The organism is Mycobacterium sp. NGS69 (genome assembly GCF_059812165.1).
The window spans coordinates 171,065-182,930 of the sequence record NZ_JCALCD010000006.1 but is presented as its reverse complement, the minus strand read 5'-3'; the positions used below and the strand labels follow the sequence as shown (position 1 = coordinate 182,930).

Sequence of the window (11,866 nt, the reverse complement as noted above, 5' to 3'; positions counted from 1 at the left end):
TCCCCTAGTCTTTCGGTCCAGCCTGCTTGATCAGTCGGCAGATCTCCGCGGAAGCCTCGATCGTGGCCTCGGGTTCCGCCGGGACCAGAATCGGTCCGAAGTCCGCGACGAGGTTGATCGTGGAGCCCGCCTCGACGAAAGGCCTTATTTCCTTGGCGATATCGTCGGGGGTGCCGTAGAAGAACGTCTTGCGCACCATCTCCGGCGTCACCCGGTCGGTGATCGCCTTGATCTCGTCGAGCGTCATCGAGTTCGGCTTCATGTGGAAGGCGTAATGCCAATCCAGCGGCATCACCGGTTCGATTCCCTCGGGCTCCCATTCTCGCTGGTTGATCCGCCCCCCGGTCGCCGCGTACCACTTGACCAACGGGTTGTCGACGTATTGTTCGAAGTCGTCCTTGCCCTTGGTGATGAAGGCGATGTGGTGCAGGGCGAAATGGAAAGTGTCGTCTTCGCGGCCCAATTCCTTCAGCGTCTGCTTGTGGCCTTGCACCAGGGCGGCGTACTTGGCGGGGTCGGCGTAGACGAACGGCGCGCCGGTGCCGAAGCCGTCGGCGTATTTGAGTGCCATCTCGGTCAGCCGCGGCCCGCCCCCCATGGCGATCACCTCCGGGCGGCGGTCTTTGCCGGCGTTGCCGATGAACGCGTCCTTGAGTTTGAAGATCTCGCCGTCGAAATCGACCGGCTCTCGGGCGGTCCAGAGCAGCCGCAGCACCTGCAGCGTGTCGCTGAGCCTCTTGAGACCCAGCGATCGCTTGCGGCCAAACGGACTTATGTTGCGCACCTCGCCGGCGCCCAACGACAGCAGCGCGGGACCCGTCGTCGAACCGGCCAGAGTGAGCATGGTTTGGGCCAATTCGGGGGCGTCCCGCCTGGACGCGTCGGTGCATACTGCAAAACCCAACCGGTCGACGGCGCTCAGGGCGAACGCCATGGTCGCGAACGGGTCCTGCAGCGAGTCGATGTCGGGGAACGCCGCGGCCAGCGGCGTGTTCTCGGGGGTGAACAATTTATTGGGCCACCAGCTGGTCAGCTGATCCCAGATCACCGCGTAGTCGATCTGCCCGGTGGCCTGCAAGGCTGCCGCATACGGCCCCGCGACCTTGGGATCGAGGTGCCTGGACGCCCAGATGCCAATGCCGGCGAGGATTTCAGTCATGGTTATTGCCTCACGAAGATATCGAAAGCGGCCAGAACCACGAAGACGGCCAACACGTAGCACTCGAACAACGCCCGCAGGGCACGCGGGGCCGCCCGCACATCCATGAAGTGAAGCCCGATCAGCCGCACCTTGAACATCGCGATCCCGATGATGATTGCGGCGCCGACCGAAGCGAAGCCAGCGCCCTGCTCGACCCCGACCACAAACGACCCGAAGGTCAACGCGAGTAGCAGCGCCCACACCAGGGTCACCCGACGCGTCGCCGTCATCGTCACCTCACCAGATAGAACAGTGCGAACAGGACCACCCAGAGCAAATCGACCATGTGCCAGAAGATTCCGCCCGATTCGCACAGCCGCGCGTGCTTATGGGTGAACTCGGGTTGCCGGAGGACCGCAATCAGCCGGCTCAACACGGCAAGACCGATCAGCACGTGCAGCAGGTGGATGCCGGTGAACATGAAGTAGTACGAGTAGAACTCGCCGCTGCCGACCCCTTTGCGGGCGGCGAACAGCTGGGACCATTCGACGACCTTGACGGCGACGAAGCCGAGTCCACAGCACAACGCGGCCGTTATCAGCCGCGGGGCGCCCGCGCGGCGCCCGTCGAGGGCCCGCTGGACGGCCAGCACCACCAGAAGCGAACTGGTCAGCAGCAGAACGGTATTGACGGTGCCCAGTGCGATGTGCAGCGCGGCGTGATCCCGCGCGAACACCGCGTGGTTCTTGCCGCGGGAGTACATGAATGTCGCGAAGAACAACGCGAACACCGTCATGTCGCCGAGTACGAAGACCCAGATACCCTCTTCGCCCGGGACTTTCCGTGGTCGATCGGCGTCCACGTCCCGCGCGTCCGGCTGCCGCACCAGGGTCATCGTTGCAACTGGCTGTGCCGCGGTTCGTCCTCACTCAGCGCAGAGTTTCCTTCCGGCGCCGCAATGCTCACCCACAGCTGCCACGCCATGATCAGGAACCACATTCCGAAGAACACGGCGACCAGCCAGAACGCCAGCAGGCCGTTCCAGGCGAACACGCCATCCTTGAACAGGACCACCAAACCGCCGGCGGCGAAGATGAACCCGCACCAGACGTTGAAGTAGCCCAGCCATCGGGGCCAAATCTCTCGTGCCGCAGCGAAGATGGCAAATCCAATGGCCAAGCACTGGATCGTGGCGGCCGGCCAGTTCATGACGAACGGCAGCCATCCTAGGTCGTTGAGGGCCTGGGTGATCTGCGGATCGCGCTCGGGGCGGTAGGACGCGGCCGCGAAGGCGAAGGTCGGCATGATGATCGCGACCACCGCCAGCGCCGTCCCGACGAGCTGCGTGTAGGCGAGAGCGGAGTGTCGCCCCGCCTCCATCTGCCTGATCCGGACCGCGATGAGCGCGCCGAACGGCGCCTGCAATCCCGAAGCGGTCAGCAGGAGGACGAGTCCGAGCCGCTTCAGGCCGGTGTTCGTCGACCAGAATTGAGCTATCTCGTTGGCGTTCCGCATCGGCGATATCGGCGGAAGCAGGCCGGTCATGATGATCGCCGGGAACAACAGCAGCACGAACGCCGCGCCGCTGAACGCCATCGTCTTCTGAATACCTGGTGTCATCGCACAGTCCCCTTCGCCTCGTGGGTCGCCCGAATATGTCCTGAACGACCCACGACTGCAACGGTTTTAAACCGAGGCTTCGCGTCGACGCGTCGTCGCGCTTGCCCCATCGGCGAAGACAACGGTGGGGCCGACCATCAGTGCCTGGGTCGGATCCTCGGGATTGGTGGCGATCCCATCGCCGGGTTTCACGCCGCCTTCCTCGCACATCTTCTGCCACATCGCCATTCGCGTCGAGCGCTTCGGCGTCAGCTTCCCGTATGCGAAGATCCGCCATAGTGTCCAGTTCGGCGCCGGCAGGGACTGTGGCCGCCCGACGAGCTTGTGCAGGACGAACATCCAGCCGACCATCATCGCCATCATGATCGTCGCGGCCACCCAGCGCGCCGCGACCGGCAGCGTCGAGTTGTGCGCGAGCAGGTGAATCCAGCCGATCCCGAAGTAGTTCATCATCATGCCGGTCGGCGCGACGAGCAACAACCACAGCTTGTGCGCGCCCTTCAGCCGCGGCACCGCGAAGGCCAACATCGCGCCGATAGTGACGAATGAGCCGCCATTGATGAAGCCCCACCAGTAAGGGAAGTTGAGGAACTTGTACGGCTGCACGCCGTAGTACTCGTAGGTCCGCAAGTTGATGCCGATCGTCTCCATGACCGCGTCGGTGACGATGCCCAATCCCAGCAGCATGATGAAGTGTCGCGCATGCGCTCCGTTGCGGATGACGAAGTAGCAGAAGTACGACTCAAGGCCGAGGAACGCCACGTAGCACAGCGGGATGAGCGCGGGCACGGTGATGCCGAAGTTGGTGAAGGCCGGAACCAGGTTCTTGGCCCAGTGCAAGTGGCCCAACATGTCGAGCATGGGTTCGCACTGGCTACAAATGAACCCGCTGGCTATGACCAGCAGAGGAATGTAGTTCTTGCTCCGCACCGCCGCCCTGATCGCCCAGGGCAGCGCAAAGATGACGGCGGCGGCGCCCGCCACGAAGAAGAAAGTGAGCTGGGCCGGAGCGCTGGCGATGAAATCGCCGGGGCTCGGCTTGATGTTCGGGGGCCATCCTTCCTCACCCACCAGCGGCCACCAACTGCTGCTACTCAGCGTCAAACTCATCGATATCCGACCTTTCTCCCCCGCGGTGAAGTGCGGTTTTTGTCGTGCCAGTGGTTGCGGCAACCCTCGGCTGGTGTGAACCAGCTCACCCTAACATGATGTTCAGACAGCGTGTATACCTCTTTTGAAAATTGCATAGATTCTTCTGGTGGGACGCGTAAAGATGCGCACATCGCAGGTAAGGTGTCGCCGATGACCGAGATGACGCGGCGAGCGGTCGGTCGACGACGGGTGGCGGACACCGAGGCATCGGCCGCTGAGAGCATCTTCGCGGCCACCGCGCGCCTGTTGACAGGGCAACCGTTCAACGACGTCAGCGTTGCGCAGATTCTCACGGAGGCGAAGGTCTCCCGTGCGACCTTCTACTTCTATTTCGCCTCCAAGTTTTCGGTGCTCAGCGGTCTACTCGAGCGCGCCATGGACGACATCTTCGAGACCGTGCAACCGTTCCTGGCCCGTTCCTCCGAAGACTCTCCGACGGACGCCCTGCAGCGCAGCATCCGGGCTGTCACACACGCGTGGCATCGCCACCGTCCGGTGCTACAGGCGGCGAATCACCACTGGCACTCCGAGCCCGAGTTGCGCAATCTGTGGTTGGCGATCGCAGAACGCTTCATCGCCGCCGGCGCCGTGGAGATCGAGCGCGAGCGCGCGGCGGGGATAATCACCTCGCAAGTGCCGAGCAGGACGCTCGCGGCAACGCTGTTCTGGGGCACCGAACGCGTGCTGTACATCGCCGGGCTGGGGGTTGAACCGAATCTCGCCGACGAGGAAGCCGCCGTCGACGTGTTGGTAACGATGTGGCGGGGCACCCTGTACGGACCGTGATCGCGGCTCGCACGCGCTCAGAACACTCGGTGCAGGATGCCCTGTTCGAAAAACCCACCGCCGGTGCCGCTTTCGCTATCCAACGTCATAAAGTCGTCGTAGGTGCCGAACGACGGCCCCTCGGAGTCGGCGCCCATCGGCACAAAAAACCCGGCCACCCGCGACGAAAGCGTGACCAGCCGGGTGCCGCCCTCGGCGTCGCGCAGCCGGGCCAGCCGGAACTGCCCGGCGGCGTTGCGCCCAAACGTCACGTCGGCGACCGTGAGCGATCGGTCCGCGTCGATCAGAAATCCGTCCGATCGCAGCGTGCCGTCGGCACCCAGAAACTTCATCACCGTGATGAAGGTGTCGCCGATGACCGCCACCAGACCCGCGTACTCGATCCACATCGTGGATTCGTCGCGGAAACCCCAGGTGCGGTCGCGCATTCCGCTCGCGCGCACCGGTGACTCGGCGCCGTCCAGCACCAACGTGCCGGTGACCTGACACGCCTGTTGAAAATGTTGCAGCGGCTTGCCCGGAACCAGTTCGGGGACCACGCCGCCCGCCGCGTAATCGGCCGCGACGAACAACGGGGTGTTCACCAAATCGGCCCGCAACCGTGGATGCCGGACCCTTATCGCGCCGTCGAGCCCGAAATCGATCGACGCGCTTGCGAAGCTGCCCGGTGCCAAGTCCTCGATGATCTCCAGGACCTTGCCCCGGACCGAGGCACTGCACCGGGCCCGTCGCGCGCCCGTGCCGTTTGGCGATGTCGAGACGTGGAAGCTGCAGAACACCGCGCTGGAGGTGTCCCAAAAGGACAGGTAGGCGTTGTCTTTCCACACCGGGTCGGCCGGCCCGGCGGCGTCGGGGTGGATGGGCTCGGCCAGCGGTCCCCAGGCGTCGGCGAGGTCGGTGACGGTCATCGGCGTGTTACTCCCCTTCGTTGCAGGACCTCGACGATGTCCGCGTCGGCGGGTCGTCCCTCCGGCAGCATGGCCGTCCGCGTCAGCCCGATACGGCAATTTTCTTAGTCAGATTAAAATTTTATCAGCATTTCAGTCAAGCGCCCTGGGTCGCCAGGCGAATGTGAGTGATCGTTTACAGGCTGGCCCGACTCGCTTAGGATCCAGCTGATGTACGACGGACAGCAGCTGATGTACGACGGACACCAGATGCTCGCCCAAATTGACAACCACAAGGTCGCGATCCTGGCGTTGTGCGCGCTGGCAATGGCCTGCAATTACACGTGGTTTTTCGCCGCCTATGTGATCGCTTGGCGCGAGAAGGTGTACTCGATCCCGATCTTTTGCACCTTGTTCTGGTTCGCAGGTGACGCGACGTTCGTCGCCCGCTACGGCACGTGGTTCCACACCTACCATCACTGGTACGTCGAACTATTCTGGGGCGCACTGCTGTTCACCGTCACATTCGAGATCGCCTACATCGTGCAAGCGGTTCGGTACGCCAGAAAGGAGCTGCTACCGTCGTCGACCCCGCGCCAGTTTGCCGCCCTGATCGTCGCCGGCGCCGCCGCGGCGGTCATCGTCTGGAATGTGTTCAACCGCTCGATGGGTGACCCTCTCGCGATCGCGTATTTCTCGGTTGCAAACACCGCCTTGCCGTTGATGTACGTCGGCATCCTGATGCGGCGCCGCAGCAGCGCCGGAACCGCCCCCGTGGTGTGGTGGGGATACCTCGGGATGATCACTTGCTGGTTCGCGGCCATCGCGGCGTTCTTCGGACCGCAATTCCGCTCGTTCTGGTACCTCGGATTATGGGCAATCTGCACCATCGGTGGAATCGGCGTGCTTGTCGCAGTCAAACGGCTGCCGAAGACGCCCCCGCAACCCGTCACCGTACCGCCGGCCCACGGCGTGCCCGTTACGCGCTAAGCCTCGCCGCGATACGGCGTCAAATGCCTCCGCGGGCGATGAGCTGGCCGGCGATCACATTGCGCTGGATTTCGTTGGTGCCTTCGCCGACAATCATCAGCGGTGCGTCGCGGAAGTAGCGTTCGACGTCGAACTCCGTGGAATAGCCGTAGCCGCCATGGATTCGCACGGCGTTGAGTGCGACCTCCATCGCCACCTCGGACGCGAAGAGCTTGGCCATCCCGGCCTCCATGTCGGCGCGGTCGCCACGGTCATAACGCTCGGCGGCGTAAAGCGTGAGCTGCCGGGCGGCGGTGAGTTTCGTTGCCATGTCTGCCAGATAGTTCCCGACCGACTGGTGTTTCCAGATCGGCCGACCGAAACTCTCCCGCTGTTGCGCATAGGCGAGCGCGTCCTCGAGGGCGGCGGTCGCCACACCGAGCGCGCGCGAGGCAACCTGAATGCGACCGGTCTCCAGGCCCTTCATCATCTGCGCGAACCCTTTACCGGGAACGTCGCCGAGGATCGCCGAGGCGGGCGCGCGGTATCCGTCGAAGGACAGCTCGCAGCTCTCCACGCCCTTGTAGCCCAGCTTGGGCAGATCCCGCGACACCGTCAGTCCTGGCCCATGCTCCACCAGCACGATGGAGATCCCGGTGTGCCGCGGTGTCGCCTTCGGATCGGTCTTGCACAACAACGCGATGAGGTCCGAACGGCGGGCATTGGATATCCAGGTTTTCGCGCCGGTAATCACCAGATCCTGACCGTCGGGAACCGCCGTCGTCGCCATGTTCTGCAGATCCGAGCCGCCGCCGGGCTCGGTGAGCGCCATCGTCGCGCGAACCTCGCCGGAGGCCATCCTCGGCAGGTACGTCTGTTTCTGCTCCTCGGTGCCGAACAGCGTCAGCAACTTGGCCACCACCGTGTGGCCGCCCATCGCTCCGGCCAGGCTCATCCAGCCGCGCGCGAGTTCCTGGGTCACCAGCACATAGCAGGGCGTCGATACCGGCGAGCCGCCGTACTGTTCGGGGACCGCCAACCCGTAGATCCCGATCTGCTTCATCTGCTCGATCCACTTCTCGGGATACTCGTTGGCGTGTTCGACATCGCGGACCGTCGGTTTGACGTCACGGTCGATGAACGCTCGAACTGTCTCGACCAGCAGGCGTTCTTCATCGGTCAGCGCAGAACTCACAGCATCACCTCGCGAGCAGATTTTTATTCCATATTAAACGGTGGCTCACCCGGCCCCGTGCCGGGCCGGTCGCTCACGTTCAGGTGCGCCGGAGCTATCCCCCGCGGCGCGTCCTACGCACCACACATGTTGGCGACGGCCAACATGTCGGCCAGATCGACAAACTTCACCCGAGGCCGGGAGGCTTCGGTACCGCGTTGGCGCTCGGCGGCGTCGATCGCGCGCCACCCCTGCCAGTCCACCGGCTCGACACCTCGATCAGCGAACAGGGCACCCACCGCGGCCCGATCGCCCACATCGCGCTTCAGCACGCCCGCGTCGAAGTCTTCCCAGAGTTTGGTCAGCGTCTCGGCGGCGCAACTGCGGTTCGTTCCAATCACTCCGCGCGGACCCCGCTTGATCCAACCGGTGACGTATGTGCCCGGGACAGGCCGGCCATCCTCGCTCACGACGCGACCATTCCCATTGGGCACCAACCCGGTGGACGCGTCGAAGGGAACCCCGTCGATCGGCGAGCCGCGGTATCCGATGGAGCGCAGGATCAGCGGAGCCTCGATCGACTCGGTCTCTCCGCCCGGATGCACGACCCGTAAACCCTCCGCACGACCTTCGCCCACCACTTCGACCGGGGAGGCGTGGAAGCGGAAGACAATTCGCTTGTTGTCCGGTTGCCGCGCCCGTCGCGTGAACTCCCGAGCGATCTGGAGTTTCATGATCGTCTCGACGTCATCACCGGGGTGCGGCTCCAGCTCGTCACTGTCGACGATGACGTCCACGCCAGGCAGGTGGCCCAAGGCCAGGAACTCGCCGACCGAAAACGCCGCGTCCCTCGGCCCGCGGCGCGCCAAGATCACCACTTCACGAACCATGCCGGCCGTCAGGCTGCGCAGCGCATGGGGGGCGATGTCCGTCTTCGCCAGCTCTTCGGGCCCCATCAGCAAGACGCGGGCGATGTCCAACGCCACGTTGCCGTTGCCGACGATGACGGCCCGCTCGGCGGACAGGTCGAACGCGTGCCGCGCGTGCTCCGGATGCCCGTTGTACCAACCGACGAAGTCCCCCGCCGCGTGGCTTCCGGGAAGCCCTTCGCCCGCGATGCCTAACTCCCGGCCCTGTGACGCCCCCACCGCGTAGATCACCGCGTGATACAGCCCGAGCAGCTCCTCGTGGGTGATGTCGCGGCCGACCTCGACGTTGAGATGGCAACCGAACCCGGGGCTGGTAAACGCGGGATCGAAGACCTCGACCACCGACTTGGTGTGCTGATGGTCCGGCGCCACCCCGGCGCGGACGAGACCGAACGGTGTCGGGAGACGGTCGAACAGGTCCACCTCGACACCGGCGACCCGGGCCAGCCCGGTCGCCGCGTAGCACCCCGCCGGGCCCGCGCCGACGATCGCCACTCGTAGCGAACCGGCCTGCACGGCTGCGTGATCGTGGTCGCCCGCGCGAACGGCCGCCTCCAGAGGCTGGTGCGCGAAGTAGGTCGCGTTGATGTCCAGGAACCGCGCCAATGGAGGCGGCAATTCGTCTTCGTGATAGATGGCGCCGACCGGGCACTCCTCGGCGCAGGCGCCGCAGTCGATGCACGCCTCGGGGTCTATGTAGAGCATCTCGGTTCCGGTGAACTCACCCGCCCCGGCCACGGGCCCGATGCAGTCCACCGGGCACACGGGGACACAACTGGCGTCCTTGCAGCAATTTTGGGTGATCACGAAAGCCATTGCGTCTAGTCCTCGAGGGATAAGGCGCCGGTCGGGCAGCTGTTTACCGCCTCTTCGACCGCCGCGCGTTCGTCGTCCGACGGTTCGGGGTTGATCACGTGCGACTGGCCGTCATCCCCGATCTCGAACACCGTCGGCGCGGTTGCCTCGCACAACCCGATTCCCGAACACTTGGCGGTGTCGACCCTCACCCTCATCAGAACAACCTCCGCATGAGGGCCAAGGCCCGTCTGCTGTACGGCGGGTAGACCAGCCGTGGATCGGGTTTGGCCGGTTTGGACAGCACCGCGCGCCGGTGGCTGAGCGTCTCGAACCCCCACTTGCCGTGGTAGGCGCCCATGCCGCTGGCGCCGACACCGCCGAATGGCAGTGACGGCACCAGACAATGCATGGCGACGTGGTTGATCACCGCGCCCCCGGACGGGATGCGGTCGATGAGATCGGCGCCGAGCTGTCCCGAGGAAAAGATGTACAGGGCCAAGGGCTTCGGACGGCTGTTGACGAAATCAACTGCCTGATCGAGCGATTCGACTGTCAGGACGGGCAGTATCGGTCCAAAGATCTCATCGGCCATCACCGGGTCGGCGGGCGATGGGTCGACGATCACGGTCGGTTCGATCCGAAGCGTCGAGGCCTCCGACCGCCCGCCGGTAACCACCTTGCCGTCGGTGGTCGCGATCAGCGAGACCAATCGGTCGAACTGGCGTTGGTTGACGATCCGCAGTGCCGGATCCGGTTCGGCGGAACGGAACTCGCGCACGTTGGCGACGATCTTGGCGACCAATTCTTGGGCGATCCGGTGATCGGCCAGCACATAGTCCGGCGCGATGCAGGTCTGACCGGAATTCAACAGCTTGACCCAGGCGATGCGCCGCGCGGCGACGTCGATGTCGGCGTCGGCCGTGACGATCACGGGACTCTTGCCGCCCAGTTCCAGCGTCACCGGGGTCAGGGTCGGTGCCGCCGCGGCCATGATCTTCTTGCCGACCTCGGTGCCGCCGGTGAACAAGACGTGGTCGAATCCGGCCGCCAGCAGCTCCTGGGTGATCGCGGCATCGCCCTCGACGACCCGCACGGCCTCGGGATCGACATAGCGCGGCAGCAGCCTGGCCAAGAGCGCCGACGTGGCGGGCGCCAGCTCGGAGGGTTTGATCACCGCACAGTTGCCGGCCGCGACCGCGGCGACCAGTGGCGCCAGGCTCAGATACAGCGGGTAGTTCCACGGCCCGATGACCAGCACGACACCCAGTGGGTCGTATTGCACCCATCCGCGGCCGGGCAGCTGCGCCAACGGCAATGCCTCGCGGCGCTTCTGCATCCACCTTTTCAGATGCTTGCGCGCGTAGACAGCTTCGCCCTTGGTCGATGCGATGTCACCCAGCCACGCCTCCGCAGGGGAGCGACCCAGGTCGTCGGCCAGCGCCGCGGCGATCTCAGGCTCCCGCTCCTCGACGAACCGCTCGATCCCGCGCAGTTGCGCCAATCGCCACTCCACGGGACGGGTGCGCCCGGTGGCGAAGACCCGCCTGAGGTCGGCGAGCACGCCGGCGCTATCGGTCGTCTGGACGGCATGGATAGTCACGGATACTCCTTGGGCAGCTCAGATTTCGGGGGCCGGCACGACGCCACTCGCAACCGCTCCACTGATGCCGCCGTCGACCGCGAGCGCCTGGCCGTTGACCCACCGGGCGTCGTCGGAGGCCAGGAAAAGCACCACGCCGGCGATGTCGTCCGGGTCGGCGTGCCTGCCCAGCAGATTCTTCAGCCCGTCGAGGGTGTCCTTGCCCATCGACTCCTCGAAGTCAACCAGGATCGGCGTCTCCACCGGCCCGGGCAACACCGCGTTGATGCGAAATCCCATCTCCGCCAACGCCAAACCCATCGACATGGCGTAGACGGTGGTGACTTCCTTGGAAAAGTTGTAGGCGTTACCCTGCTGAGGGTTGGCCTTGAACCAGGCCGCGCCCTCCTCGTAGGTATCCGTGGCCAGCAGGTCACGAATCGTGTCGAGCCGCAGCGGCCAGCCAAACCCGGCGGTCGAGGACACGATGGTGACCGAACCGCCCAGCCGTAGGCGTTCGAAGAACGACTCGGTGAGGTGGCGCACGGCGAGGCTGTTGACGGCCAACACCAACTCGGCGGGCGCGGTGCCCGGAATGCCGGCGATATTCATCAGGCCGTCGAAGTCGCCGTCGAGTTGCTCGAGGGCGGTGTCGATGCTGTGCGGGTTGGCCAGGTCGACCTCAATGTGTTGGGTCACTTTGGCTTTCGGTTGGTTGCGGTCCAGGCAGTAGACCTCGGCGCCCGCGGATAGGAGTCGCTCGGCCACCGCGTGGCCGATGCCTGATGCGGCGCCGGTGACGACGTAGCGCTCGCCCCTGAAGTCGGCCAT

At 64.9% G+C, this 11,866-nt stretch carries 13 protein-coding genes; 2 read left to right on the top strand and 11 right to left on the bottom strand.

Annotated elements, in window-relative coordinates:
• Positions 1-4 precede the first annotated feature (4 nt).
• The 5 genes from AC5Y2S_RS19130 to AC5Y2S_RS19110 all read right to left on the bottom strand — a co-directional run bounded on the left by AC5Y2S_RS19130 (position 5) and on the right by AC5Y2S_RS19110 (position 3,871).
• Positions 5-1,159, bottom strand: coding sequence for an LLM class flavin-dependent oxidoreductase (locus tag AC5Y2S_RS19130; RefSeq protein WP_499957640.1), 1,155 nt, complete (start codon positions 1,157-1,159; stop codon positions 5-7).
• Positions 1,160-1,161: 2 nt separating this feature from the next.
• Entirely contained in the window at positions 1,162-1,431 is a 270-nt protein-coding gene (locus AC5Y2S_RS19125) for a cytochrome C oxidase subunit IV family protein (RefSeq protein WP_499957638.1), read from the bottom strand.
• A gap of 2 nt (positions 1,432-1,433) precedes the next feature.
• The gene (locus AC5Y2S_RS19120; RefSeq protein WP_499957637.1) at positions 1,434-2,036 is read right to left on the bottom strand and encodes a cytochrome c oxidase subunit 3; all 603 of its coding nucleotides are present in this window, start codon (positions 2,034-2,036) and stop codon (positions 1,434-1,436) included.
• Positions 2,033-2,761, bottom strand: coding sequence for a hypothetical protein (locus AC5Y2S_RS19115; RefSeq protein WP_499957635.1), 729 nt, complete (start codon positions 2,759-2,761; stop codon positions 2,033-2,035). Before AC5Y2S_RS19115 ends, AC5Y2S_RS19120 begins: the two co-directional genes overlap by 4 nt.
• 66 nt (positions 2,762-2,827) lie before the next feature.
• A complete protein-coding gene (locus AC5Y2S_RS19110; RefSeq protein ID WP_499957633.1) occupies positions 2,828-3,871 on the bottom strand; it encodes a hypothetical protein in 1,044 nt (347 codons plus the stop codon).
• A gap of 192 nt (positions 3,872-4,063) precedes the next feature.
• Between AC5Y2S_RS19110 and AC5Y2S_RS19105 the strand changes: the two genes are divergently transcribed.
• Positions 4,064-4,699 (top strand): TetR/AcrR family transcriptional regulator, encoded by a 636-nt coding sequence (locus AC5Y2S_RS19105; protein WP_499957631.1) that lies wholly within the window; start codon positions 4,064-4,066, stop codon positions 4,697-4,699.
• Positions 4,700-4,716: 17 nt separating this feature from the next.
• Here AC5Y2S_RS19105 and AC5Y2S_RS19100 read toward each other — a convergent pair whose 3' ends face one another.
• Complete coding sequence (locus AC5Y2S_RS19100; protein WP_499957630.1) at positions 4,717-5,607, bottom strand: DUF7064 domain-containing protein; 891 nt, start codon at positions 5,605-5,607, stop codon at positions 4,717-4,719.
• 210 nt (positions 5,608-5,817) lie between these two features.
• Between AC5Y2S_RS19100 and AC5Y2S_RS19095 the strand changes: the two genes are divergently transcribed.
• Positions 5,818-6,576: a hypothetical protein gene (locus AC5Y2S_RS19095; protein ID WP_499957628.1), complete on the top strand. Its 759-nt coding sequence runs from the start codon at positions 5,818-5,820 to the stop codon at positions 6,574-6,576.
• Between the two features lie 19 nt (positions 6,577-6,595).
• Here AC5Y2S_RS19095 and AC5Y2S_RS19090 read toward each other — a convergent pair whose 3' ends face one another.
• The 5 genes from AC5Y2S_RS19090 to AC5Y2S_RS19070 form a co-directional block, all read right to left on the bottom strand.
• Positions 6,596-7,750 (bottom strand): acyl-CoA dehydrogenase family protein, encoded by a 1,155-nt coding sequence (locus tag AC5Y2S_RS19090; protein WP_499957627.1) that lies wholly within the window; start codon positions 7,748-7,750, stop codon positions 6,596-6,598.
• A gap of 113 nt (positions 7,751-7,863) precedes the next feature.
• A complete protein-coding gene (locus AC5Y2S_RS19085; protein WP_499957626.1) occupies positions 7,864-9,474 on the bottom strand; it encodes an FAD-dependent oxidoreductase in 1,611 nt (536 codons plus the stop codon).
• Between the two features lie 5 nt (positions 9,475-9,479).
• Complete coding sequence (locus AC5Y2S_RS19080; protein WP_499957624.1) at positions 9,480-9,671, bottom strand: ferredoxin; 192 nt, start codon at positions 9,669-9,671, stop codon at positions 9,480-9,482.
• On the bottom strand, positions 9,671-11,056 hold the full coding sequence (locus AC5Y2S_RS19075; RefSeq protein ID WP_499957622.1) for an aldehyde dehydrogenase family protein: 1,386 nt from the start codon (positions 11,054-11,056) through the stop codon (positions 9,671-9,673). Before AC5Y2S_RS19075 ends, AC5Y2S_RS19080 begins: the two co-directional genes overlap by 1 nt.
• 18 nt (positions 11,057-11,074) lie before the next feature.
• Positions 11,075-11,866 (bottom strand): coniferyl-alcohol dehydrogenase, encoded by a 792-nt coding sequence (locus tag AC5Y2S_RS19070; protein ID WP_499957621.1) that lies wholly within the window; start codon positions 11,864-11,866, stop codon positions 11,075-11,077.